Source organism: Paenibacillus rhizophilus, from assembly GCF_003854965.1.
Classification (GTDB): Bacteria; Bacillota; Bacilli; order Paenibacillales; family Paenibacillaceae; genus Paenibacillus_AQ; species Paenibacillus_AQ rhizophilus.
Genome location: NZ_RQPI01000004.1, coordinates 260523 through 287260 on the forward strand (window position 1 = coordinate 260523; position 26738 = coordinate 287260).

General features: G+C 51.6%; 20 protein-coding genes. 15 read left to right on the forward strand and 5 right to left on the reverse strand.

Annotation, left to right across the window (positions count from 1 at the left end; all coding sequences use genetic code 11):
• Positions 1–93: 93 nt before the first annotated feature.
• The 3 genes from EH198_RS10445 to EH198_RS10455 all read right to left on the reverse strand — a co-directional run bounded on the left by EH198_RS10445 (position 94) and on the right by EH198_RS10455 (position 3806).
• Positions 94–2289, reverse strand: coding sequence for a M56 family metallopeptidase (locus tag EH198_RS10445; protein ID WP_124695468.1), 2196 nt, complete (start codon positions 2287–2289; stop codon positions 94–96).
• Positions 2286–2663: a BlaI/MecI/CopY family transcriptional regulator gene (locus EH198_RS10450; RefSeq protein WP_124695469.1), complete on the reverse strand. Its 378-nt coding sequence runs from the start codon at positions 2661–2663 to the stop codon at positions 2286–2288. Before EH198_RS10450 ends, EH198_RS10445 begins: the two co-directional genes overlap by 4 nt.
• 351 nt (positions 2664–3014) lie before the next feature.
• A complete protein-coding gene (locus EH198_RS10455) occupies positions 3015–3806 on the reverse strand; it encodes a Cof-type HAD-IIB family hydrolase (protein ID WP_124695470.1) in 792 nt (263 codons plus the stop codon).
• 233 nt (positions 3807–4039) lie between these two features.
• Here EH198_RS10455 and EH198_RS10460 point away from each other — a divergent pair, with 233 nt between their 5' ends.
• From EH198_RS10460 to EH198_RS10515, 12 genes are all read left to right on the forward strand, one after another.
• Positions 4040–4753, forward strand: coding sequence for a metal-dependent hydrolase (locus EH198_RS10460; RefSeq protein WP_124695471.1), 714 nt, complete (start codon positions 4040–4042; stop codon positions 4751–4753).
• Positions 4754–4996: 243 nt separating this feature from the next.
• Positions 4997–6805: a cache domain-containing sensor histidine kinase gene (locus tag EH198_RS10465; RefSeq protein ID WP_124695472.1), complete on the forward strand. Its 1809-nt coding sequence runs from the start codon at positions 4997–4999 to the stop codon at positions 6803–6805.
• On the forward strand, positions 6792–7994 hold the full coding sequence (locus tag EH198_RS10470; RefSeq protein WP_246014184.1) for a response regulator transcription factor: 1203 nt from the start codon (positions 6792–6794) through the stop codon (positions 7992–7994). The genes EH198_RS10465 and EH198_RS10470 overlap by 14 nt, the downstream gene beginning before the upstream one ends.
• 216 nt (positions 7995–8210) lie before the next feature.
• Positions 8211–9536 (forward strand): ABC transporter substrate-binding protein, encoded by a 1326-nt coding sequence (locus tag EH198_RS10475; RefSeq protein ID WP_124695473.1) that lies wholly within the window; start codon positions 8211–8213, stop codon positions 9534–9536.
• Between the two features lie 93 nt (positions 9537–9629).
• A complete protein-coding gene (locus EH198_RS10480) occupies positions 9630–10505 on the forward strand; it encodes a carbohydrate ABC transporter permease (protein WP_124695474.1) in 876 nt (291 codons plus the stop codon).
• A 33-nt stretch (positions 10506–10538) separates the two neighbouring features.
• Entirely contained in the window at positions 10539–11366 is an 828-nt protein-coding gene (locus tag EH198_RS10485; RefSeq protein WP_124695475.1) for a carbohydrate ABC transporter permease, read from the forward strand.
• A 320-nt stretch (positions 11367–11686) separates the two neighbouring features.
• Positions 11687–13411, forward strand: a complete 1725-nt coding sequence (locus tag EH198_RS10490) for a sensor histidine kinase (RefSeq protein ID WP_185702837.1) — start codon at positions 11687–11689, stop codon at positions 13409–13411.
• On the forward strand, positions 13392–14936 hold the full coding sequence (locus EH198_RS10495; RefSeq protein WP_124695477.1) for a response regulator transcription factor: 1545 nt from the start codon (positions 13392–13394) through the stop codon (positions 14934–14936). The genes EH198_RS10490 and EH198_RS10495 overlap by 20 nt, the downstream gene beginning before the upstream one ends.
• A 103-nt stretch (positions 14937–15039) precedes the next feature.
• Complete coding sequence (locus tag EH198_RS10500) at positions 15040–16296, forward strand: ABC transporter substrate-binding protein (RefSeq protein ID WP_124695478.1); 1257 nt, start codon at positions 15040–15042, stop codon at positions 16294–16296.
• Between the two features lie 102 nt (positions 16297–16398).
• On the forward strand, positions 16399–17328 hold the full coding sequence (locus EH198_RS10505) for a carbohydrate ABC transporter permease (RefSeq protein WP_124695479.1): 930 nt from the start codon (positions 16399–16401) through the stop codon (positions 17326–17328).
• Complete coding sequence (locus tag EH198_RS10510) at positions 17328–18158, forward strand: carbohydrate ABC transporter permease (RefSeq protein WP_124695480.1); 831 nt, start codon at positions 17328–17330, stop codon at positions 18156–18158. The genes EH198_RS10505 and EH198_RS10510 overlap by 1 nt, the downstream gene beginning before the upstream one ends.
• Before the next feature lie 31 nt (positions 18159–18189).
• Complete coding sequence (locus EH198_RS10515) at positions 18190–19893, forward strand: glycoside hydrolase family 13 protein (protein WP_124695481.1); 1704 nt, start codon at positions 18190–18192, stop codon at positions 19891–19893.
• Positions 19894–19988: 95 nt separating this feature from the next.
• Here the strand turns inward: EH198_RS10515 and lplA are convergent, their stop codons facing one another.
• Complete coding sequence (gene lplA / locus EH198_RS10520) at positions 19989–20990, reverse strand: lipoate--protein ligase (RefSeq protein ID WP_124695482.1); 1002 nt, start codon at positions 20988–20990, stop codon at positions 19989–19991.
• Positions 20991–21164: 174 nt separating this feature from the next.
• Between lplA and EH198_RS10525 the strand changes: the two genes are divergently transcribed.
• Genes EH198_RS10525 through EH198_RS10535 form a run of 3 tightly spaced genes read left to right on the forward strand, consistent with a single transcriptional unit; the run spans position 21165 to position 24885 of the window.
• Positions 21165–22664: an aminotransferase-like domain-containing protein gene (locus tag EH198_RS10525; RefSeq protein WP_124695483.1), complete on the forward strand. Its 1500-nt coding sequence runs from the start codon at positions 21165–21167 to the stop codon at positions 22662–22664.
• 54 nt (positions 22665–22718) lie between these two features.
• Positions 22719–23642 carry a D-alanine--D-alanine ligase gene (locus EH198_RS10530; RefSeq protein WP_124695484.1) on the forward strand — a complete coding sequence of 308 codons (924 nt, stop codon included), beginning with the start codon at positions 22719–22721 and terminating at the stop codon, positions 23640–23642.
• A complete protein-coding gene (locus EH198_RS10535; protein ID WP_124695485.1) occupies positions 23632–24885 on the forward strand; it encodes an aminotransferase class I/II-fold pyridoxal phosphate-dependent enzyme in 1254 nt (417 codons plus the stop codon). The genes EH198_RS10530 and EH198_RS10535 overlap by 11 nt, the downstream gene beginning before the upstream one ends.
• Positions 24886–24962: 77 nt before the next feature.
• On the opposite strand, the gene EH198_RS10540 is transcribed toward EH198_RS10535, so the two are convergent.
• Positions 24963–26648, reverse strand: coding sequence for a methyl-accepting chemotaxis protein (locus EH198_RS10540; protein WP_124695486.1), 1686 nt, complete (start codon positions 26646–26648; stop codon positions 24963–24965).
• Between the last annotated feature and the right edge of the window lie 90 nt (positions 26649–26738).

The following is a 26738-nucleotide window of genomic DNA, read 5'->3' on the forward strand; positions in this document are numbered from 1 at the left end:
GGAAGATCACATGAGAAGCCCCTCCCAAAAAATGATCGAGAGGGACTTGCTTATTCAGGCTATTTCCGAAGGCATCCCCTTTCCCCCTCGGATCTATTGCACGGGAGCCGAAATTATAGCTTTCAGGTTGTCTTCCTGGTACTTGTCCATGCCAGAGAAAACGGCAGTATAATAAATATCGTCCTGCTTCCACAAGTAATAAGGCAATTTTACTTCTTTGCTGGGTGCGAAGTAAACATGGTTCTTGTCTTCATAAGCCGAAATTTCGACGCCATTAATCTTCAGCATCCGAGTGAGCGAGAGCTTGGACGTGTCGAAAAGCGGCTCCTTGCTCTGATAAAGCGAGAAATTATCGTTTACATCGTAGATTGAGGAATCGTGCGGTGCGCCATAGTCTGTCCATAGAGCGTCCGTTGCTTGTCTGAACGCATACGCGGTATTCTGATCGCCAGCCCTGAGCAATCTCGAACCACTCAGCTTAAGCCCGGGCAATTCCAACGGGATTTTCACCTTAAAGCCGAGAATGTTCTTCGCTGCAAGCAAATCCCTTTCATCATAAAGAGGAAATGAATTTCCATCTCCGTCGTAGCGGACATGCTGAACTTGCTGCGGGAAAACAAAGGATTGCACCATTTTTGTGAGCTCTTCTTGCGACATATGCTCGCTATAATAATCGATTGCGTACCATACATTGTCATCCTGCCAGTAGAAGCTTTTGCCCGTTTCTGGCCTTTTCTTGTAGTGTCTCCTATCCGTGAATAAAGTGCCTTCGACATTGCCGATCGTAACAGCTTCCTGTCGGTATTCAGGAGTCTTGTTTGCACTTTGGGGATAGGGAGCCCCCCGCAATTGGTCTTCTTCCAACAAATTGCCGCTGCCCTTGGAAGCCTTCACGTCTATGGTTTGTTCATTTTTTTGGCCAAAATTAGATACAAAAGTAATGGATGCTACATCGATAAGATTAGTATTGTTGGAGCTAGTGAAATTTGTATAATATAATACACTCTGCAACTGATAACCTTCAGGAAGATAGTCAGGTATTTTAAAGTTATATTTCGGAAAATCGAGCGCCCGATCGAGACTGTGAAACCATCTGAACGAATCGTTGTATATAGGATATAGATCCAGATTAGGGTTTGCTACTTGGGCAGCAGTATCCAACTCGGTCGCCTTCCCGGCATCCGATGCATTGGTGAGCAAGATGGCGCTCAAGACAATAATCAAGAAAATAGCAGCGGCGGATAGCCTATACGAACCCTTCTTAAACTTTGTGATCATCATCATTCTCCGTTTCGCTTCATATTTGTTGTCCCCAAAATGCGATAGGTTGATCTGAGGAGAGGGTTGCTGGGAAAATGAACGAGACAGCATGAGTAAGGTCATGCCATAGGACAAAGCTTCACGCTCGCCTAGAGTTTCAAGAACACTGGCATCGCAGGCCACCTCCTGGTCTGCTTTCATCTTTCTTACGGAAAGCCACACCAAAGGGTTGTACCAATGAATTCCAACGGAAAGAGCCCACAGGGAGTTGATCCATAAATCCTTACGTTTGTAGTGAATCAGCTCATGCATAAGGATATGCGTTAGCTGATTTGAATCGGCGATTGTGCCGATATCTTCAGGCAAATAAATCTTCGGCCGCCATAAACCATGAAGGCAAGGGCTGCGAAGATGGCTTGTTTCATAGGCGTATATCCGTTTTTTAATGTTCAGCCTCTGTTTGCAAGCCTCAAGAACGGTGAGTACTTCAATGTCCTCGATCTTTATGGAGTTTCCGACTCTTTTTCTGAAAATCAGCGCGCTAAACAGGTAATATCCACCCAAGCATAGAAGCCCTCCAAGCCATACCCACGAGCCAATCGAAAGCCAAGTCAGTCCATCCGTGATCCCTGGGAAATGGTCTTGAGAAGAACGAATTATGACTGAAGATCCTGGTTCGTCCGCCCGGTTCAGGGTGAACTCGGGAAGCTGTTTTTTTACATCAATATAATTAGATTGAATTTCCGTGCTGGAACCGGTCTCAGTAAAGGGAGTGGGTTGCTTACTCTTCTGAACTGAATTCCATTCCATCGGGAGCGTTTGCGGCAGCACATTAAACAGGCTTATCGGACTCTGCGGAGCAATGGGAACCAGAAGCTTAATCAACACAAGAAACCACAATATATGAACAACTCTAGGTTTAAGGTTCTTTTGGAACAGCTTCCGAATCAAGAGTAATAACAATAGGATTACCGTCGATGCCACTGACGCAGTGAACAGAAGAGAGAAGACCGTTTCCAGATACTTCATGACTTCTTCTTGTTCTCCAAGATTTGTTGAAGCTCCTCAATATCTTTCTCCGAGAGTGTCTCTTCTTCGAGAAATTTCGCGCACAGCATCCCTACGGCTCCTTTATAAACTCTATTCAGGAATGAACGATTCTCGGCTTTTAAGTATTCATCATGCGAAACCAGCGGATAGTAGAGGTAGTTCCGGCCGGACTTTTCGAATCGAATCGCTTTTTTCTTGTGAAGCCTATTCAGGAAGGTTTTAATCGTCTGATCCGACCATTGCATTTTATGGGTTAATTTGGAAATGATCTCACTGGCGGACAAAGGCTCCTTTTGCCAGAGGAGCTTCATCACTTCGCTTTCGGCCTCGGTAATGTGTGGGGACTCATGCATCGTATTCACCCTTCTTGATTTTCTTTGTTTACACTTGTAAACGATATATAAAGTTTACAAGTGTAAACGTAACATGTCAAGAGTAAATCGAGCTCCCCGAACATAAGAAAGCGTCGCGCACAGTCACAGTTGCAGAAACGAAAGTGGTATGGATTTATTTCTTATAAGTAAAACCTTGCAATTACAAACTTATTTTTCGCCGATAGATCCGTTAAGCTGAACCGTATCATAACCGCGCAGAACTAACGGGTAACGATAGTTCAATAACCGAGCATAACCCCACCAACGAATGGTGGGGTTATGTATTATTTGGAAAACAATAAAGGAACATTATTTTAGAAAAGAGCCTTTTTAAAGGATGAATTTATCGATAACCTGCTTGACGCCGTCCTCGTTATTGCTTGCCGTTATATAGTTCGCAATCTCTTTCAGCGCCGGAATCGCATTGTCCATCGCTACGCCCAGACCGGCGGTCTCCAGCATTTCGTGGTCATTCCAGGAGTCGCCAACGGCGATTGTCTCGGACAGGTCGCAGCCGAAATAATCTGCCAGAAATTCAAGCGCCAGCCCTTTCGTGCCTTCGCTGTGCATGATCTCGAGAAAGTGCGGCTTCGATTTGGTAATGTGAACCTCGCTGCCGAGCAGTTCCCGGAGTTTGGGGGCCAGTTCGTCAAGGAAGTCTGGATCGTCGATAATCAGCAGCTTAGGTGTCTTGATCGAGGCAAGCTTTTCCCAATCCGGTTCAATATAGTATTGGGTCTTGTTCAGCTCGGCATAATCAAGCAGCTTCTGGTTCTCCTCGCGGGAATACAGCTTGTCGTCAATATAGGTTTGCAGATGCAGGTCGTGTTCAATGCAATATTCAAAAACTTTATGAACCGCGTTCTGAGGCACATAGCGCTCGTACAGCACTTTCTCGTCAATCAGGTTCTTAACCAGGGAGCCCTGATACGTAATAATCGGCACGTTAAGCCCGGTCTGGCGGGCAATGGCCTGGGCGGATGCGTAGGCGCGTCCGGTGGCAAGCGTAACGACTACACCAGCGGCAACTGCCGCTTCCAGCGCCTGCTGTGTGGCGGGGGTTACTTCCTTGTCGTCATTGATCAGCGTATCGTCAATATCGATGGCAATCAGCTTGTACATTCGGTTTCTCTCCTTAGTAAGTCCGCTGCTTGGGAAACGGACAATTTGACTAAATTGTATCCTAAAAATAAGGGGAGAACAATCGCGTAAATACGGACTGGACAAAAGGAAAGAGGCTTGTTATACTGCGATAGCCGCACATTTGTTCGCGTTTGTGAGAAATGGTGCTGTCCCGTTTAGAGGACGGCGCAGCCGTTTCTTCATAGCATCTTAGAAAGGGGCGTTGCATAGCGATGATGGGCAAATCCCACCTGGTGATCAGCACCGGGGTCACTCTGTCGGCCATGCAGCTGGCCGGCTGTCATATCACAGTTCCCGCCGTCGCCGTAGCGGCGCTCAGCTCGCTGCTGCCCGACATCGATGAACCGAATTCGCTGCTCGTACGCAAGGCTGTTCCCGCCTTTTTGCTGCGTGCGCTGCAGTTAACGTTAATCGCCGCCGCCGTTTTTCTTTATTTTGCGGATATTGCGCCATATCCCTGGAATATCGTGCTGGCGCTGCTCATTGGCAGCGTGGCGTTTCTGCCGGGACGAAGGCTGCGCAAGCTCATCATGCTGCTGATCGCAGTAGGACTGATCGCTTTTGGGAGCGCCTATGATCCGTGGAATACGATCGCCGGTTGTATTCTGGTCATTGCCGCGCTGGTTCCCCACAGGGGGCTGACCCATACCCTGTACGGCATGGCCGGGTGGACGGCGCTGCTTTATTTTGCCGGGAGGGGAATAGAAGGCGGGGACATCCTGTGGATTGCCGGCGGTCTGTCCTACGGGCTGCATCTGCTGGCGGACTCGCTCACCCAGCGGGGCATCACACCGCTGCCACCCCTGCCCTTTAAGCTTCGTCTGAAGCTGATGAGCACCGGCACGAAGAAGGGCGGGGCCGTTGAAGGCATCTGCGTGACGCTGACGCTGGTGCTGGTCGTCTTGACTTTTGTTGTTGGCCGTTAGCGGTTAGCTTTGGACCATTGAAGTTCCACAGGGTCGTCTAGCGCGAACTAAGGCGCGGAGAGCTTTTCATCGTCCGGATTCATCGGAACCTTGAAGCCCTCCGCGCTTTTTTGTCAAAATAATTTGACTTTCTTTAAAGGAGCACAAATAATGAAACACAGCTTGAGTTGAGTGGATCAGTGAATGCTATGATTGAATGGAAGCCGGCGTACATTTTGCAAGCGCAATCAAGGGGAAGGTGGTATGGGAGTGCGAAACGGTATATCGGAATGGTTCGGAAGACTGCCGATCCGCAGAAAGATCGTCCTTATATTTTTGCCGCTGATCATTTTTCCCCTGCTGGCGCTTGGTCTGCTGTCCGGCGAAATGTTCAGCCGCTCGGTGATTGAGAAGACCAAGAACAACGTCCGGGACGAGTCCCGGCTCATTCTCTCGCAGATTGACTCCATTGTGAAAAACACGGAGAGCAGCGCAAATATCATGACGACCGATATCATCCGTCTCTATGATGAACGCTCGGCTTCGCCCGAGGCGATAGAAGAGGAAAAGTTCCATAATCTGATGGAGAGCCGTCTTTCCATTGACCTTGTGTTGTTTCCCGATGCGGACTCGGCCGTATTCGTTGATGTAACCGGAAGGGTGTACTCGTCCTACCCTCCCCAAGAGAGCCGGGATAGGAGGGTATTATACAGCGGCCTGCCGGAAAAGGTAAAATTGATGGGCAGCTACGGCGTGGGCCGCTGGATGCCGGTGGAACGGCGGGATTTCATGGTAAGCGACCCCGCTGTTCCGGTGCTGACGCTGGGCAAGATCGTATTCAACCTGGATACCGGCAGCCAGCTGGGTACGCTGTTTGTCAATGTCAAGGAGACAACCTTCGCTTCGATTCTCCAGGTCATGGGCGAGAGCTCGTCTTCCAAGCAGTATTATATTGTTGACGGCTCCGGCAGAATTGTCTCTTCGCCCAATGAACGGCTGCTGCTGACGCCGTTTGCGGCGAGTGTAGCTCCGGGCCTTCTGGAGCGTGAAGCTCCGGTTTCCGACATTGTCGGCTCGGGGGAGGGGAGCAGCCTGGCAACGCTTATCGCTTACGACAGGTTGAACTGGAAGCTGGTGAACATCGTTTCGCTTCAGACGCTGAACGGCGATATCCGCCGGAATTTTGCCCTGACTTTCGCATTCGGCGCCTTGTGTCTGCTGCTGTCGCTGCTGCTTGCGGGGAAGCTGTCCCAGATCATCGTGAATCCTTTGCTTCAAGTTACAAAGGCGATGCGAAAGGTGAAGGAGGGCGACATCAATGTCTCCTCGCCGGTGACGACGCAGGACGAAACGGGGCTGATCGCCACGGTCTTCAATTCAATGGTGCAGCAGATCAAGGAGCTGCTTAAAGCCATAACCGAGGAACAGGGCCGTAAGCGGGAATACGAGCTGGCCCTGATTCACGCGCAGATCAGGCCGCATTTTTTATATAATACGCTGGATACGATTTATGTTCTTAACGATTTGGGACTGAACGAGGAAGCTCGGGATACGACCAAGGCGTTGGCCGACTTCTACCGGGTGGTGCTGAGCAAGGGCAGTGAGCTGATACCGCTTGCAGACGAGATTGACAATGTCCGGGATTATCTTAACATTATGCAAGTCCGCAACCCCGACGTGCTGCGCTATGAAATCGATATTCCGATTGAACTGGAGAACGTGATGGTGCCCAAGCTGTCGCTTCAGCCGCTGGTGGAGAATGCCATTTACCATGGTCTGAAGACCAAAGGCAGTCAGGGATTAATTGTCATCCGGGCAAGGAGAGACGGCGGCGATGCGGCGATTGCCGTTATAGATAATGGGGTAGGAATGTCGCCGGAGCAGGTGCTGCGGGTTACGCAGTTTACCTTCGGGAACGGCAAGCCCGCATCAATCGGAATATACAGTGTATACGAGCGTATCAAGCTCTATTTCGGCGAGCCGTACGGACTGACGGTGCGGAGCAAGCCGGGAGCAGGGACGATAATGGAAATGAAGGTGCCCGGAAAGGAGGGGAAGGATGGCAATGTATAAGGTGATGATAGCCGACGATGAGCCGCTGTTCCGTTATTACATGCGCAGCAAGCTGGACTGGAGCGGACACGGCTTTACGATCTGCTGCGAAGCCGCCAACGGCCGGGAAGCGCTGGAGGAGGCGAAACAGTACTTGCCCGATTTGGCGCTGATCGACATCAGCATGCCCTATATGAACGGTTTGGAGCTGGCCGAGAAGCTGAAGGTGAATGTGCCCGGACTGCTGATCGTTTTCGTAACCGGCCATAATGAATTTGAATATGCGCAGAAGGCGGTCCGGCTGGGTGTCCACGATTATCTGCTCAAGCCGTTCGACCAGCGGGAGTTCGACTCCATGATGGGAAAAGTAAAAGAAACCCTGCGTCTTCGGGGGGGATTTACCCCATCGTATCGGGAAGCCGGAGGGAATGAGGCGTCTTTGCGTAACAATGTGAAGCAGGCAGCGCAGGAGGTCTTTGCGCTGTTCAATGAAGTCTCCTCCCCTTCCGGACAAGGAACTTCACCGGTTCGGCATGAGTTTCATCCGGGAACCCACGAAACGCTTCTCATGGCGCTGAAGATGCGCGATCATGAGGCCGCTATGGACGAAATTGGCCGGACAATCGCTCTGTTTCGGCTTCAGCGTACCGGGGACCGGTTTGCTTTTACCGTTCTGATGGGCTATGTCTCGTTATGCCTGTCCTACGCGGGCGAAATCGGAATGAACCCGGAGAGCCTGTGGAAACCGGCGGCTTCGCCAGAGCAGCGTCTTCGGGAAATGTCCTCCTGGGAGGAGACAGAGGACTGGATTGCCGGCCTGTACCATAAGGTCATCGAGTACAGGCCGGACGCGCGTCCGTCCAAATCGTATAATTTATTTATGGCCGCCAAAGATTATATTCACAGGAACTACTCCGATCCAGAGCTGACGGTGGATCAGGTTGCAAGCGGCATGTATGTTGATTCCAGCTATTTGCGCAAGGTATTCCGAAAGGAAGGGGCCATTGCCGTTCTCGATTATATCACCTATACGCGGATGAAGCAGGCCAAAGAGCTGCTGGCCGAAGGCAACGTCAAGCTGGCGGAAATCGCTGAAAAGGTAGGCTATGCCGACCCGAATTATTTCAGCAAAAGCTTTAAAAAGCATTACGGTATGCCTCCGTCGGAGTTCGAACAGCGGGAAATCCGCATTCGGCAGACCGGGAAATAGTTGTCTAAAGGCTATCAAGGAGCGGTCCGCACTGGACCGCTTTTTACGATTTCCCCCGCATTGTCCCGTATATTACCGATTATGCCCGGTTTAACCCTTATCGGTAATAGCGGGCTTCTCTATAATAAGAGACATCAACCAACTGGAAGCGCTAACAAAAAGCGGTTTCAGAATGAGGATAAATTTTGAGAAGAAGAAAAAGAAAGGGGATTCAATATGAAACGGAAATATGTGAAAGCGCTTAGTGTACTAGCTGCTCTATCCCTGACGATATCGCTGACGGCTTGCGGAGGGAATAAATCGGACAATACAGCCTCCTCTGCAAACAGCGGCGGCGCGAACGACGGAACGAAGAAGATTCAAATTAAGATATATGCCCAGCATTTTGACGAAGATACCTCTAAGCCTTTCGACTATGCGGTGGAAGAGCTGAAGAAAGAAATGCCGAATGTGGAAATTGTGCTGGATGAAGCGGTTCAGGACGGATACCAGAAATTGAAAACGTATGCTGCAACCGGTAACATGCCCGATATTTACGAGACGGATTGGACGACGCTCCAAACCTTTGCCAAATCCAAGAACGTGGAGCTGCTCGACAGTTATCCGGAAACCGCCGATTTCAAATCCAAGCTGAACACCGGTCTGGAATCCCGGCTTACCGCTCCGGACGGACATGTGTATGCTTTCCCTTATACGGGAATTGAGTTCCAGCTCCTATACTACAACAAGGATATCTTCCAAAAGGTCGGTATTCAGACGCCAATCAAAACGATCGATCAGTTGGCCGACGCCTCCAAAAAGCTGTCCGCCGCGGGCTACACGCCAATGGCTATATTCGCCAAGGAAAAATGGATTACGACCGCCTTCTACGCCGGATTGGTAACCCGGGAAGACGCTAAAGGCTTCGGCGATCTGGAAGCGGGCAAACCAAACGCACTGCCTACGGCGTTTGTAACGGCTGCCGAGCAAATGAAGAAGCTGCAGGAAGCGGGCCTCTTCGACGCCAACGCCACCAACACCAACTATGACCAAGCTTCGTCCCAATTCTTTTCGGGCAAAGCGGCCATGTTCGTCAACGGGCAATGGGAGATTTACAGCAGTACTGAGAAACTGGGCGACAAGGTGGACTGGATGTACTGGCCGGCCAAGGATGAAGCGACATACGACAGCAGCAAAGGCTTTATCAACGGCGCGGGCTCTCCCGGCGGATTCTCGGTATCCCCAAGCAGCAAGAACAAGGAAACCGCTGTTAAAGTGGCAAGCTTCCTTGCGCAAAAATACAGCGAATACAAGTATTCCGTACTCGGCAGTCCCATCGTATCCGTTAAAGTTGATAAGCCAATGACCGGCGAAGTGCCCCCTATGATGAAGCGGATTGCGGATGAAGTTCTGCCGAATGTTAAGAGCTACGCTACAGCGGTCAACAATGTGCAGATTAAAAACGTTGTTGATGATAATACCCAGAACCTGCTGGTCAGCGGATTTACGGTGAAGCAATTTACAGATAATGTTAACCGCATTCTAGCCAAGGAGAATAAATAACGGGTTTAAGAAAAGTCTGTTCGGAGCAGCCTGAGGCTTCCCTCTGGGGAAAACGGGGCTGATTTCTGAAAAAAAGGAGTGGAATCATACTGCATGAACAGATATTTAAGCAATAAAAAAGCCATTGCGCTGTTTTTGCTTCCGGCCCTGCTAATCTATAGTGTCGTCATTATTTACCCGGTGCTCCAGACCGTATACCGAAGCTTCTTTAACTGGGACGGGCTGAGCACGGCAACCTGGAACGGGCTTTCCAACTATAGAGATCTCTTGGAAGACCCTCTGCTTATTACTTCTCTTCGCAACGGCCTTCTCTTCGCGCTTGTGCTTGCGGTGTTTCAGATCGGACTGGGAACGGTGCTCGCACTGGCCTGCGCGGACCCGCGCATCAAGGGACGCAAGTTGCTGAAGACGTCCTATTTTATCCCGGTGGTGCTTTCCGTTACCGTTGTCTGCCAATTGTGGATTGCCATGTACGATCCAACCAACGGGCTGATCAACCGCCTTTTTAACCTGCTGCATATTCCTTACCAGCAGAACTGGCTTACATCGCCGACCGTTTCCATTATTGCGATTGCGTTCGTCAATGCCTGGCAGTTCATGGGGTATCAGTTCAGCCTTCTGTACGCGGGCGTCAAGTCCATTCCCGAACAGTATATGGAAGCGGCTACGATCGACGGCTGCTCCAAATGGATGGCGCACCGCAAGGTGACCATTCCTCTGATGAAGGAAACCTACAAGTTCTGTCTGATCGTTGCGATTACCTCCGGAATCGGGGCGTTTGTGCAAATGCTGATTATGACAAGCGGCGGACCGGGAACGAGCAACTATACCCTGACATACATGATTTACCGCTATGCCTTCATGGAAAGCAACTATGGCTATGCCTGCGCCGTTTCCGTCGTGTTGGTCAGCTTGTCCCTCTTGGCAACGGTTATCATTAACAAGACGTTTGACCGGAAAGAAGCGTAAATAGGGCGCTGTCCGGCAAGGAAGGAGTGCAATATGAATAAGCTGAGAGCGGTCCTGGTTCAGACTCCGCTATGGATATATTTTGTTATTTCTGTCTACCCCCTGGTATGGATGATTTCTTATTCGCTCAAAAACAACGACGAGATTTTCGTTACCAATCCGTTTGGCTTTCCGACGCATTTCAGAATCGAGAATTATATTGCAGCCTGGTCGCAGTTCAATATTCCGCGCTATTTTATCAACAGCTTTATCGTCTCATCCGTTTCCACATTGCTGATTATTGTGCTGGCCCTGATGTTCTCATTCGCCATAGCGCGGATGCGCTGGAAGTTCCGCGAGAGCGTCAGATTGTATATGACAATCGGCATGTTCATGCCTCTTCAGGTCATTATGATTCCCCTCGCCATTCTGGTTCGCGATTTCCATTTGACGAATACCTATGGCGCGCTGATCGTTCCCTATGTCGCCATCGGTTTGCCGTTCTCCTGCCTGATATTCTACGGCTTCATGAAAAGCATCCCCGGCGAACTGGAGGAATCGGCCTGCATGGACGGCGCGAATATTTACCGGATGTTTCTCCAGATCATCGTCCCGGTTGTAACTCCAGCCATCGCGACTGTTGCGATTTTCCAATTCTTAAGCAACTGGAACGAATTCATGCTTGCCTATATTCTGATTTCCGACGAAGCGATGAAGACGCTCCCGCTCGGTCTGCTCTTCTTCCAGGGGCAATACAGTACCGATTGGGGCGGCATGGGCGCGGTTATGACGATTGCGAGTCTGCCGATGGTCATTGTCTATCTGTTCTTCAGCGAACAGGTCGAGAACGCTATGACGGTAGGCTCGGCTGTAAAAGGGTAATCTTTCAGGGACTCGTGAAGCCTAGCTTTATAATTCCTACGGTGAAAAATGCTGGCGGCTGCCGCTTCCTCGCTGACAGCATTCGGCGGCACCTTTGATCCCTGGAACGCGATAACCGGGTGTGTTCTGGTAATAGCCGTGCTGGTGCTCCACCGCGGTTTCATAATAACGGATGCCTGTTCCCTAGGAACAGGTATCCGTTTTTTTTGTAACCGATTCGACCTTTTAGGATGTATACTTTAAAGAAAATTCAATCTGGCCTGAAAAGCGAGGCGAAGCCCATTTATAAGAAAAGCCTGTTTGTTAAGCTGTTGGTCTGGATGCTTTTGGTGACAACGATTCCTTTTATTTTGTCCAATATTATTTCCTACAGGTCAAGTTATCGTTCACTGCAGCATCAAGTCATTGAGTTGAACCGCGGCACGCTGCTGATCGGTATGGAAAATATGAAAAAGTATCTGCAGGAATTAAATCTGTTGTCGGTGTCATGGTATTCCGAAGAGGACATGGCTGCCTTCATCAGGAAAAATACGGATTATTACGAGCGATATACCTTTATCCAAAGAAATCTGGCCGATTTATACAGCCGGCGGCATGAAATCAAAATCGTCAATTTCTACGGTGCAGATGCCGAACAGCAATACGAGACGGATGATTCCATTTCATATGATGCTCTTGGCGCCGTTCTCCCGTCCGCCGATACGGGGCAGTGGGGCAGGTTGCCCGGCTATGAAGTGCGGCAGCTAGGCGGCGAGCGGCTTCTGGCAGTCCATAAAAAGCTGATTGATTATCCTAAATCCACTTTGCTGGGATTGCTGTCCATTTATGTTTCTTTGGATGAAATCGAAAGTTTGAACCAACTGCTGTTCGATCCTTCTCTCGAAACAATGTTTATGTATATTAATACGGACAACCAGCTGCTTTACACATCATCGGCATCCTTGCCAAATCAATCGTTGATCGGTGAAAACATCACTGCTCCGGATAACGAAAACGCCAAGCAGGGCTATTGGTCCGGAGAATGGGAAGGAAAACAAGGGGTATATGTTTATGTGAGCGATCATTATCTGAATCTTCCCCTGACGATCATCAAATTTATTCCATCGACTGCCATGAACGAGTCGGCCAAGCAGACGTTGAGCCGATCGATCGCGATTCAGTTGGTTGCCTTGGCCTGTATTGTGTTATCGGCCTTTGTCCTTTCCTATTCCACCATCGTGCCGATAAAACGCCTCGTGCGCAGTATTTCCCATGTGGAGCTTGGGATTTTTGATATCGCCCCTACCGGCAGGCGGGAGGACGAGCTCGGCATTCTGGAGCGCCGGTTTGAACTGATGGTGCATAATTTGAAAAGGTTAATCATCAACGAGTACCATCAGAAGCTGGAAATCTCGACGGCGAGGATTAAAATGCTTCAGGCGCAAATTAATCCCCATTTTCTCTATAACGCGCTGCAGTCCATTTCGACCGAGGCGATGCGGCATGAAGCGGAAGAGGTCAGCGACCGGATCACCGAGCTGGGGTTCATTTTAAGGTACAGCATGGATATGAGCACGGAGACCGTCCCGCTTGAGCAAGAGCTTAACCATATCGGGCATTATCTCTCCCTTCAGGAGAATCGGTTCAGAAAAAAACTCACATACCGGATTTCCTGCGACCCTGCCGCTCTTTCTGCAATTGTACCGAAAATGATTCTTCAGCCTATTGTGGAAAACAGCATTATTCATGGAATCGAAAACGGTACAGGCAAGGGCAGGATTGAGGTTGACATTACCAAGGGCTCCGAGCTGGCGATACGCATCAGTGATAATGGCAAAGGAATGAAGCAGGAGGAGATCGAAGTCATGAAAGCGCGTTACGCCAAGCATAAGGTACTGGAGCAGGAAGAGGGCGGCATCGGATTGATGAATGTATTGCAGCGGCTGTGGCTTCAATTCGGCGACGAGTTCCAATGGGATATGACAAGCCTCCCGTACGAGAAAACGCAAATTCGGCTCATGATTCGCTTGAAGGAGGAAGAAGGGCATGAAAGTATTGATTGTTGACGACGAGGAGCATGTAAGAGAAGGGATCGAGTTTTCCGTTTCATGGGAAAAATTCGGCGTTAAAGAAAGGCTTTCGGCGGACAATGGAATCGAAGCGCTGGATCTGATCCGGATTCATCATCCGGCCGTTGTCTTCTGCGATATGAAGATGCCTGTGATGAACGGAATCGAGCTGCTGGAAAAATTGAGAGAAGAACAACTGAATACCCAGGTCATTGTAGTAAGCGGATACAGTGATTTTGAATTTACCCGGGCTGCGATCAAGGCCAATGGAATCGATTACATTCTCAAGCCCATTCGAAGAAAAGAATTGGAGGAAGCTTTGCAAAGAGCCGTTGACGCCTGGAACAAACTGGAGAACGGAAAGCAGGCGGAAGCCCGGATCGGGCATATCGTACGGAAAGCGGATGCCCTGCTGGAGGAGGAAAAACTTGTCGCGCTGGCTAAAGGCGACCGGTCGTCTGTAAACGCAGTCAAAAAAATGTTCCACAGAATCGGTCTGCCGGAATCTTCTTTGAACATCGTGATGATTCTGCCAAAAAACAGGCTGGATATAGTAAGCAACCGTTTTATGATGGACGATCAATTATTTTTCTTTGCCATAAACAATATTGTTTTGGATGCGATGGGGAAAGACAGACCTTGTTATTTGTGCAGATTGGACGAATATCAATGGCTGCTTGTTACAGCGATTCAGGGCAAGGATGTTGCTTTATACCTGAACCGGGTGAGACGGGCTTGGAAAGACACACTGGGTCTAGAGGTGCTGGTTGGCGAATGCAAACAGCATTATGCGCTTGAAAATATCTCCGAAGGCGTGGGAGAGGCCAGAAAAGAACTGCTGAACAGCAATGTGTTTTCCGGCAAACCGAAGGTTTCAGATTATGCAGGAGCAAAAGAGGCCGGAATGAAGAACCCTATGCTTTTGCTCAAGAATGCCATTGAAACGGGGAATAAACATCTGGTATCCGAGATCGTGAAATCCTATGCGGATAGCTTGTGCGCTGCGGGAGTGCTGCCATTGAAAGAATTGCAGCTGTGCTCGATGGAGGTTAATTTGCTGCTTGGACGATTGAGCGCCAAACAGAAGGAAACGCTTCCGATTCTCTATTTGCCCTTGTGGATCAGCGATCTCAATGAATGGGGAAAAATGCTCGTTCAGCAAATCTGGATCTTGATGGAAAGCATGAGCAAACAGCCTCCTCCCGGTTATGGAGGAATTGAAGAGATTCGCGACTATTTGCATGCGCATTTTGAGGAAGATATCTCATTGACCGGATTATCGGAGAAGTTTCATTTCAGCCCCCAATATATCTCCAAAAAGTTCAAGGAGACCTATCATTCCACCATCATTACCTATGTGACGGAGCTTCGGATAGAGAAAGCCAAAACGCTTCTACGCAATACCCAGCTAAGTGTTTCGGATATCGCCAGCCAGGTCGGCTATGCGGACGAAAATTATTTCAGCAAAGCTTTTAAAAAGCAGGTGGGCCTTTCACCGCTTCTTTACCGGAAGACCGATTAAAATTTTACCTGTAGAGGCGAGCATTTTCCCTCCAAGCTGCGATTGAAAGCGGTTAATATTAAGCTGTTCAAACAAACCACTACTGCTTAAGGGGGAATACAGAATGAAAAAATGGTTATCAAGCCTCGCAATTATAGCTCTAACCGGCACGTTACTGGTTGGATGCGGCAATAATGCCTCGGAGAATGCCTCCTCCGGCAACGGCAAGATCACCTTGAAGCTGCTGCAGAACAAGCCGGAAATTGCGGATAAGCTGAAGCAGATGCTGGCCGATTACAAGAAGGTAAATCCGAACGTCACCATCGAGCCTGAGGTTACTGCGGATGTTCCTACAAGGCTTAAAACCATGTTCGCCTCGGGCGATGAGCCGGACATCTTTACGATGAAAGGGTATGCGGACATGAAGAATTGGCAGGATAAGCTGGCCGATCTATCGGGCGAGCCGTGGGTGGAGGATGTCCTTTCGGCCGCCTCGCCGGGCATGACTATTGACGGCAAGAAATACGGCTTCCCGCTCGCTATTGAAGGCTATGGATTTGTCTACAACAAGGAACTGTTCGCCAAAGCGGGGATTGAAAAGGTACCGACCACACTGGCCGAGCTTAAAGAAGTGAACGAGAAGCTGAAAGCCGCAGGCATTACTTCCTACGCCGAAGCGTATCGGGAAAATTGGCCGCTCGGGCAGCACTTGCTCAGCCTTCCGTTCTCCTATGAATCCGACCCGGAGGGTTTTGCTAAGAAGCTGAACGAGGGAACGGCCCAAGTCAAAGACAGTCCATATATGAAAGGGTTCTTTGATGTCCTCGATATGACTGTCAACTACGGAAAGGGCCAGGAGTCGCTCGGAATCAGCTATGATGCCGAGGTGGCGAGCTTTGCATCCGGCAAATCGGCCATGATGCAGCAGGGCGTATGGGTTCTCCAGCCTGTAATGAAGATCAACCCGAATATTCAGATGGGCATGTTCGCCATTCCGCTTACGGATAACCCGGAGGAAACCAAATTGCCTGTAAGCGTACCGAACTATTATGTGGTGAACAAAAACTCCAAGCATCTTGATGAAGTCAAGAAGTTTCTGGCATGGGTGCACGATAACGGACAAAAATACCTGGTGGAATCGTTCCAGTTCACTCCGGCCTTCACCAGCATGAAAGCCACCGAAGACCTGGGGCCTTTGGCGGAGGATATGGGCAAGTATGTAGCCGGGAATAAGACACTGCCTTGGGGTTTTGCTCTGTGGCCTAACGGGGGCATCCGAGAGCAATTTGTGAAGCCGCTGCAGGAGTATGTCGCAGGTCAAATGACCCAAGAAGAGGCGCTTGAGGACTTGCAGAAATCCTGGACCGCGGCCGTAGAATAATAACCGCCGTTTTATACAGGAGGACAGCCACTGCGCGGAAACTGTTGTCCGGGGTTGCAGTGGCTGTCCTTTTCAAATCCATCACGAAAGAAGGAATCAAACATGAGGCAAGCTCTTTCTGGCAAGCTGTCGGGAGTCGCGGTGCGGCCGGCGGTGAAGCGAACGAGTCTCCGCAAGCAGTTGATCTACTTCGCTTTTGTCTCCCCTGCGCTTTTGCTGTTCACACTCATCATTGTGCTTCCTTTTTTCAGAGCGATTCTTTTCTCGTTTCAGGATTGGGACGGGATCAGCAGCAATATCGAATGGGCCGGATGGGATAATTACATCACCCTTTTCCATGATAAAGCTTTCCTGAAGTCATTTCTCTTTACGCTGAAGTATGTGGCGGTCGGAACGGTTTTGGTGAATATTGCGGGTTTTTTCCTCGCCTTTGCCATGAATTTCGCTTTGAAGAGCAAAAATGTGCTGAGAACGGTCTACTTCATGCCCCATGTCATCGGGCCGCTGATTATCGGATTTATCTGGCAGTTTATCTTTACCCAGGTATTCCCGAATCTGGCTGATCTGACGGGCTGGGGAGTATTTCAGAAAAGCTGGCTGGCCCTGCCGAACTACGCGTTCTGGGCGCTGATTATCGTAAACGTATGGTATACCGCCGGATATTTGATGGTTATTTACATTGCGGCACTGCAAGGGGTTTCACCCGATCTGCTGGAAGCGGCCGAGATTGACGGCGCCAACTCTTGGCAAAGACTCTGGTTCATGGTTCTTCCGCTTGTCCGGCCTGCCATCACGATTTGCCTGTTCCTGGCCATCACCAACGGATTTAAGGTATTCGATCTGAACTTTGCATTAACGAAAGGCGGACCGTTTGGATCGACGGAATCGCTTGCGCTGCAAATTTATCAGGATGCCTTCTCCAACAATCAGTACACGTTGGCTTCGACCAAAGCGATCGTATTCTTCGTCGTGCTCGCTTCTATTACGCTAATTCAAGTATTTGTGATGAAACGCAAGGAGGTTGAAATGTAATGAAAGAGCGCTACAGTTCCGGAAAATTTCTGCTTGAAATAGCCATGGCCGCACTGGCCGTACTTTTTCTTGCCCCTCTGTACCTTGTGTTCATCAATGCGTTTAAGCGATATGACGAAGTGTTAAGCTCCACGGCGTCCCTTCCCGAGTCTTTTCGGCTGAGCAACTTCGTCACCGTGTGGAAGCAGATTCATTTTCCAACCGCTTTCCTGAACTCCCTTACGATCACGGTCATCAGCGTACTCTGCATCCTGCTGGTCAGCTCGGCGGCTGCCTATCAAATTGTCCGCCGTCCGGGCAAGCTCAGCAATATTATTTTTCTGACGATTCTTGCATCCATGGTCATTCCTTTTCAAACGATGATGATTCCTTTGCTGCAGGTCGCCAAAGATTTTCATTTGATTAACTCCTTGTATGGAATCATCATCATGTATCTCGGCTTCGGCATTCCGCTGGCCCTGTTCCTTTATCACGGCTTTATCAAGGGGATTCCCATTGAACTGGAAGAAGCGGCGACCATTGACGGCTGCAATACCTTCGGCGTATATTTCCGCATTCTTCTTCCTCTGCTTGCGCCGATTACAACCACGATTGCCATCCTGCATTCGTTGTGGATCTGGAACGATTTTCTCCTGCCGTATATTGTGCTGGGCCAGAAATCCAATCAGACGATTCCGCTCGCGTCATATGTTTATTTCGGGGAGTATATGAACGAATGGCATCTGGCGCTGGCCGCATTGACCATGGCGGTCATTCCCGTCCTTGCCTTCTTTTTACTGATGCAAAGGTATATTATTCAAGGCATAACCGCAGGGGCCGTTAAAGGCTAGGCTGCGAATATTTTAGAGGGGTGTAGCCTGTATGAAGCACAGCTGGTGGAAGGAAGCCGTTGTCTATCAGATTTATCCGCGAAGCTTTATGGACAGCGACGGGGACGGAGTCGGCGACCTGCAAGGCATTACTATGAAGCTTGACTATTTAAAAGAGCTGGGCATCGACGTGATCTGGCTAAGCCCGGTTTACCAATCTCCGAATGACGACAATGGATACGATATCAGCGATTACCGGGAGATTATGAGTGAATTCGGTACGATGGACACGTTTGGCCGGCTGCTTCTTGAAGCCCACAAGAGGGAAATCAAGATTATGATGGATCTGGTCGTCAATCACTCTTCGGATGAGCATCCGTGGTTTGTAGAGGCCCGGTCTTCCAAAGACAGCCCGTACCGGGATTATTACATTTGGCGTCCGGCCGGGGAGGACGGCAGCCTTCCGAACAACTGGGGCTCTCATTTTGGCGGCTCCGTGTGGGAATATGAAGAAACGACCGGGGAATATTTCCTCCACCTTTATTCGAAGAAACAACCGGACTTCAACTGGGAGAATCCGAAGCTTCGACGGGATGTATACGACATTATGACCTTCTGGCTGGAAAAGGGCGTTGACGGCTTCCGGATGGATGTCATCAATATGATTTCGAAAGCGGAAGGTCTTCCGGACGGAGAAGTCTATGAAGGGTATAAATTCGGGGACGGCAATCCTTATTACAGCAACGGTCCGAAAATCCATGATTACCTTCAGGAGATGAACCGCGAGGTTCTGGCCAAATACGATATCATTACGGTCGGGGAAATGCCGAAAGTGGGCGTGGAGCAGGCCAAGCTGTATACGGGCTCGGACCGGGGCGAGTTAAACATGATCTTTCATTTCGAGCATGTTACGGTAGGCAACGGACAGTTCGGCCGCTGGTCCCCCATGGAATGGAAGCTGACGGAATTGAAAACGATCTTTAACCGCTGGCAGTACGGCCTGAAGGAAGACGGCTGGAACAGCCTCTACTGGAGCAACCACGATCAACCGCGCGCCGTGTCAAGGTTTGGCGACGACAGCAGCGAATACCGTGTGCCTTCCGCCAAAATGCTGGCCACCTGCCTGCATATGCTTCAGGGCACCCCATACATCTATCAGGGAGAAGAGCTCGGGATGACCAATGTCGGCTTTGCATCCGTTTCCGATTACCGGGATATTCAGACCGTGAACGCTTATCGGGATTATGTCGGAGAAGGGGCGCTGACGCATGAACAGATGATGGAAGCCATACATCAGCGCAGCCGGGATAACGGACGAACGCCAATGCAATGGTCGGGTGCCGAGAATGCAGGGTTTACTGACGGAGTCCCCTGGATCGCCTTGAATCCAAACTACAAGGAAATCAACGCCGAGCGCGCGATAAACGATCCGGATTCCATCTTTAACTACTACAAGAAGCTGATCGGGCTTCGCAAGGAGCATAAGATCATCGTCTATGGAGCCTTCGATATTCTCTTGGAGGAAGACGAATACATTTATGCTTTTACGAGATCGCTCGGAACGGAAAGGCTGCTGGTGCTCTGCAATTTCTCGCGCGAGACCCTGCCTGTCAAGCTTCCCGAAGAATTTCAAGGCTCCGGCAAGGAACTGCTTATAGGCAATTATAAGATCAATTCAGCGACTGACCATCCGGAGAAAAGCGGGAGCCTGCAGCTTTTGCCGTATGAGGCGCGTGTTTATCGGGTTAACGTATAACAAAAATAGGACGTGAACCGAATCTTGGCCGCTGTGAGCGATCAATCGGTCACGTCCTTTTGTTTGACAAAGCAAGTGGCGATAGCTGCCCCTGCCTACTCCTCCAGAAAAATCAAGCCAATAACATCCTCCGGCTCGATGCGTCCGAAATAATGCTTCAGATCGAGATGGGAGAGCGCCTGCCGAATCTCTTCCTGCTCATACCGCTTGCCGCGCAGCGCGTCTTCCACATCGGCCACATCGCCCACGCCGAAGAAGTCGCCGTAAATCTTGATTTCCTCGATTCGCGCGTCCTCGATTTCCATTCGGATATCGACGATGCCGCCGGGGAACTTGACCGCATGCTTCACGTTGCTCTTCGGCGACTTGCCGTAGTTCCAATCCCAGTTCTGGTAACGCTCCTCCGAGATTTTGTTGATCTGGAACCAGTCTTCTTCCGTAAGCTTGTACTGCGGCACCTCGGACGGCTCCATGCCGAAGATGGACCGCAGCAGGCCCGCGCGGAATTCCTCAATCGTCATATCCGTTCCGAGCAGTTCTTTAATATTGGCGACCCGGCTGCGGACCGATTTTGTGCTCTTGGACTTGAATTTTTCCGGATTCGCATTCAGCGACGCCTGCACGTCATCCAGATTCAGGTTGTACATCAGCGTGCCGTGGCTGAACATGCGTCCCCGGGTTGAGAACTGCGCGTTGCCGGAAATCTTTTGCTCCCCGACCTGAAGATCGTTGCGTCCGCTCAACTGGGCGTTAACGCCCATGCTCTTCAAATAGTCGATGACCGGCTGGGTGAATTTCAGAAAGTTATGAAAGGAATCGCCGTCGTCTTTCGTGATGAAGCTGAAATTCAGGTTGCCGAGATCGTGGTAGACCGCCCCTCCGCCGGACAGCCGGCGCACGACCTTGATATGTTGATCTTGAACATATTCCTGGTTGATTTCTTCTATAGTATTTTGATGCTTGCCGATGATAATGGACGGGCTGTTGATATAAAAAAGCAAGTAGCTGTCGTCCATGGGCAGAAACTTCAGCGCGTATTCCTCAATCGCCAAATTGATGGCCGGGTCCGTAATTCCGGCGTTATCGATAAAGAGCATAGTCCATTCCTCCGTTTAGGCTAATGAATACAGCTACTATTTTAAACCAGTTTCGCCTGTTTCACAAAAGAGATCCGGTCCCCCGGAGAACCGCGCCCGGAGGAAATCGCCGCTTGCGCGGTTCTTTTTTTGTCTGCGCAAATATGCCATGATAACGGTGGAGGAGATGCACGTATGTTCAATGATTTCAAGCTTGCGGAGGGGCGCCCGGTCTATCTCCAGGTCAAGGATTACATGAAACGGCTGATTGTCCAAGGGGCGCTTCAGGCGGACCGGCGGCTTCCCGCGACAAGAGAGCTTGCCGGGCTGCTCGGCGTCAGCCGCAATACGGTCATCTCCGCCTATGCGGAACTTGAGGAAGACGGCTTCGCCTACACCGTTCAGGGCAAGGGCAGCTTCGCCGCCGAGGTGACGCCCAAGCGTGCAGCCGATGAGGGAACAGCCGGCGGTTGCGGAAAGCTGGACTGGAGCGAACGCGTCAGCGAATACGCCCTCCTTGCGGAGGAACTGGACCTGATGAAGCGCGGCATCCGGGGCGCGAAAGGGATCATCTCGTTTACGAGCATTGCGCCCGACGAGAAGCTGTTCGATCTGGACAGCGTAAGGCGCGCTTTTTCGGACCGGATGGCCGTGGAAGGCAATGTGCTGCTGAATTACGGCTATGCCAAGGGCTACAAGCCGCTGATCGACTATTTAATGGACTATATGGCCCGCAAGGGCGTGGATACTCAGAATAAAGATATGCTGATTACGAGCGGCTTCACCGAAGGCTTCGACATCGTGCTGTCTGCCATCAGAAAGAATAGCGGAACGGTGCTGTGCGAGAACCCGACCCACAATACGGCAATCAAAAACTTGAAGCTGCACGGCTTCGGGATCAAAGGCATAGCGATGGAGCGGGACGGCATCAGCATCGGGGGGCTGGAACAGGCGCTTGAGGAAGGGGCTTACGACCTCGCCTATTTCGTTCCGTCCTACCATAACCCGACGGGCATCGTGACCTCCCTGCAAAAAAGGCTGGAGCTGATGACCCTGATGAACCGCTGCGGGATTCCTGTCATCGAGGACGGCTTCAATGAAGAGCTGCGTTACTCCGGCTCGCATGTGGCGCCGCTGGCGGCCATGGCGGGTGCAGGAAACAGCGTCATTTATATCGGCAGCTTCTCCAAGGTGCTGTTTCCGGGTCTCCGAGTAGGCTGGGTGCTGGCGGACCGGCAGCTGATTGGCATTCTTGAAAGCATCAAGCGAGCGCGGAACATTCATACCTCGACGCTTGATCAATCGCTGCTGTATCAATACTTGCATAACGGCAATCTGGAAAAATATTTACGCAGATCCCGGGCCGAGTATAAACGGAAGTACGAGCTGACGCTTGCATGCTGCCGGGAGATGGTTCCTTATTCCGACCTTTCGGGAGACGGCGGGCTGCATCTGTTCATGACGTTTGAGCAGGGCTTCGATACCAGAGAACTGCTTGCAGTCTGCTCGGAAAGAGGCGTGATTTTTACGCCGGGGGATAATTTCTATACGGATGGAACCGGCGGGAATACGCTGCGCCTGGGCTTCTCCAGAGTGGCGGATGAGGATATCCGCAAGGGAATTGCCATTATTGGCAGGGCGGCGAAAGAGTTGATGAATAGATCGGATCATGCGACGACGGCGCTACAAGAATAAGCGGAGTAAAAAAGGCAGAGAGCATATCCAGGTGAACAAAAGGGAGCGATAAATATGAGAGTTGGCGTGATTATGGGCGGCATTTCGTCGGAAAGAGAGATTTCGCTTAAGACGGGAGCGGAAATATTAAAAGCGCTGGACCCTGCCCAATATGAGGCCGTTCCGGTCGTCATCAACAAGCGGGAGGAGCTGGCGGAACAGACGCGCGGCCTCGATCTTGCGCTGCTGGCGCTGCATGGGGCTTTCGGCGAGGATGGAACTGTGCAGGCCGTGCTGGAATCGCTGAACATTCCATATACCGGGAGCGGCGTGCTGTCCAGCGCGATCTGCATGGATAAGGATATGTCCAAAAGACTGCTCCGCGCAGCCGGTATCCCCACTGCGGATTGGCTCTGCTGGAACCATATCGACGAGTTTACGCCGGAGGCGGCGGAACAACTCGGCTATCCGGTTATCGTCAAGCCTTCCTCGGGCGGCTCGAGCATCGGCATGGCCAAGGTGAATGGACCGGGTGAGCTTCGCGCCGCCATAATGGAAGCTTTCCGCTGGGACCGGTCGGTTATGGCGGAGCGTTATGTCCGGGGGATGGAGATTACCTGCTCCATTCTGGACGGAGAGACGCTGCCCATCATCGGCATCGTTCCACGGAATGCGGAATGGTTCGACTACGACGCCAAGTATACCGAGAACGGAGCGCTGGAGCAGGTTGCCGTTCTGCCCGTCGAACTGGAGCGCAAGGTTCGGCGGATCGCCCTGGATTGTTACCGGACGCTGAAATGCAGCGTGTACGCCCGGGTTGATATGATCGTATCGGACGGTGTTCCCTTCGTGCTTGAGGTGAACACTTTGCCGGGCATGACCTCCGCCAGCCTGATGCCCAAGAGCGCCAAGGCTGCCGGCATGACATTCGGCGGTCTGCTGGATGCCATCATCGCCGCTTCGCTGAAGGAAAGGGGCGTGCCCGTCCATGTCCGGTGATTGGATCTGTCAGACTGTCCGCGAGCTTCCGCCGTCGGGCATCCGCGCTTTCTTCGAAACGGCCGCGAATGAGAAGGGGCTGATTCAGCTTGGAGTCGGCGAGCCCGATTTCAAGGTGCCGGAATCGGTCCGGAAAGCCTGCATCCGCGCGCTGAACCGGGGAGAGACGGGATACTCCTCCAATGCGGGGCTGCTGGAGCTCCGCAGGGAAATCGCCGGATATTTACGTTCCGGCTTCGGGCTTTCCTATGAACCCGACGCGGAGATCATCGTCACGGCAGGCAGCAGCGAGGCACTGGATATTACGCTGCGGACGGTCATTTCGCCGGGGGACGAAGTGCTCATACCGTCACCCGGCTATGTGGCCTACGCGCCGATGGTCGCGCTGAGCGGAGGGACCGTGCTTCCTGTTGAGACGAAGCGGGAAGAAGAATTCAAGCTGACGGCCGAGGCTCTGAGGCGGAGCATCACCCCACGTACGAAGGCGCTTATGGTGAATTACCCCAATAATCCTACCGGCGCGGTGATGACCCGCAGAGATTGGGAGCCGATTGCCGAGCTTGCCGTCCGGCATAATCTGATTGTCATCTCGGATGAGGTCTATGCCGAATTGACCTACGGAGATCGGCATGTCAGCGTGGCGTCGTTGCCGGGAATGAAAGAGCGTACAATCGTTATCAGCGGCTTCTCCAAGGCGTTCGCCATGACCGGATGGAGAGTCGGGTACTGCTGCGCAAGCGGAGAACTGGCGGCCGCGATGCTCAAAATTCACCAGTATATCGCCATGTGCGCACCGGTTCCGGGGCAGATCGCCGCTCTGGAATCGCTGCGGAGCGGGCTTGAAGCGAAAGACCGGATGAAGGCTGCCTTTGACGCGAGGCGCACTCTATTCGTGGAAGGGCTGAATGCGCTCGGCCTGCCCTGCCATATGCCGGACGGCGCCTTCTATGCTTTCCCGTCGATCGCCGGAACCGGGCTGACCTCAGAGCAGTTCGCGCTTCGGCTGCTCCGCGAAGCCGGGGTCGCAGCCGTGCCCGGTTCCGTCTTCGGGCCCGGCGGGGAAGGATATGTCCGCTGCTCCTATGCCGCTTCGGCTGAACAGCTTGCCGAGGCGCTGGGGCGAATCGGGCGTTTTATGGAATCTCTGTCTGTGGGCGGGCATACGCTCTGCTTTCCGGAAGAAAGGACGAAAGGTTGCGAGGGAGAAGGGACTGAAGCCGGGGCGGCTGCGGTTGGCTCTTAACCGCCGGTCTGCATTTAATCAACAAAAAGGTCCCGGCAGGCTTCATTAGAAGCTTGCCGGGACCTTTTTCCCGTGCGTTATATTTTGAACTTCCGGACCGCTTCCTGCATTTTAAGCGTCTGCTCGTGTAAATGCTCCACAGTCTTTGCGTGGCCATCCAGCTGTTCCTGCTGGGAATGGTAATTATCGGCCAGCGCTTCGGCGCCCGCCTGCGACTTCGCAGTAATCTGCGCGGTTTCTTCTACGGACGCGGTCACTTCCTCGGTTCCCGCCGAAATTTGCTGGGTGGCTGCGGAAACGGACTGGATGCTGTGGTTGATGCTTTGAATGAGTACGGCAAGGTGGTTGAAGGCATTGCCCGCTTCTTCGACTTTGCCCACGCCGGAAGCGACTTCGGCATTCACCTCGTTCATGCTGGCCACAGACCGCTGCATTTCCTCCTGCAGGCTCAGAAGGAACTCGCGGATCTTCTCGGTGGCTTCTCTGGACTGCTCCGACAGCTTGCGCACTTCACCGGCGACAACGGCGAAGCCGCGGCCATGCTCGCCCGCCCGCGCCGCCTCGATGGAAGCGTTGAGGGAGAGCATCTGGATTTGTTTGGTGATCTCCGATATGCCTTGGACGATGTAGCCGATTTTCTGCGACTGCTCGTCCATTTTGCGGAACTGCTCCAGCGATTCCTTGGAAGCCCGCCCGACCTGGCGCATCTGTTCAACGGCGCTTTGAGCCGTGCCGTTGCCGCTGATTGCTTCGGCGGAGGCTTCATGGATCTGCTCGGTCACTTCGCCCGCCGCGGAAGCGATATGCTGGATGCCCGAGCTGATTTCTTCCATGGCGCGGGCATTATCGGCCGCGCTGCCTGCGATTAACGCGCTGCCTTTTCCGATGTCTTCGACCGATTCGCTGGAACGCTCCGCCATATCGCGGATGCCGTCCACGCGTCCCTTCAGATCGTTGGAATCGGCCATAACGGTGTCTGAGGTGTGCAACACCTGACCGATCAGCTCTTTCAGGCGCAGGGTCATTGTCTGGAAGCTCTCGGCCAGCCTGGAGATTTCGTCATGTCCTTTAACAACCAGCTCCTGAGTGAAATCGCCCTCGGCCAGCCGGTCGCTGTATGCGGCGAGCCGGGTAATCGGCCGTGTAATTCGGCGGCTCATGAACAGGGCCGCGGTCATGCTGATGATCAGGGCCAGCAGCGTGATACCGGCACTGGTCCACAGAATGCTCTTCATCTTGTCTTCGACAAAAGTCAGGTCCGAGCTGACGCCGACGATAAGGCCGCTGCCGGGTATGCCGACATAGGCCGTTTTATGTACTCCATGACTGTCGCTGTAAATGGTGCTGATAGCGGGTTTTCCCTTGGAGGCCTGCTCCAGGGCCGGGGTCACTTCCAGCTCTTCCTTTCGTTTAAGCGCCGAACCGTGATCCGCGCTCAGCACGACGGCTTTGCCATTATTGTAGTCCGCCAGAAAAATCGTCTCCACATTATGCTGGGTCCGCTTGTCCTTGAAATAAAATTCGACATTCGTCGCTGCCTGATCGTTGCTTCGGGCCTGCTGGGCGTTGGTCGTATTCAGAGCCTTGAACACGTCCTGCGAAGCCGCACCGAGCAGTTTATCGATCTGCGGGACGACGTAGCTGTTGATGGTATTCACGGAAATGAAATAAAAGCTGATACTAAGCGTAAGCGAAGTAAACAAAAGGGCAGCGAGCAGCAACAACATAAATCTCCGGCCGATGGAATGCCTGATCCGAAACATGCGGTTCTCTCCTTTTTAAACAAATAATAAATTCCCATCCGTAAGCGATTTGGCAGGACAGCAGGAAATTGACAGATGATTAGGTCTTTT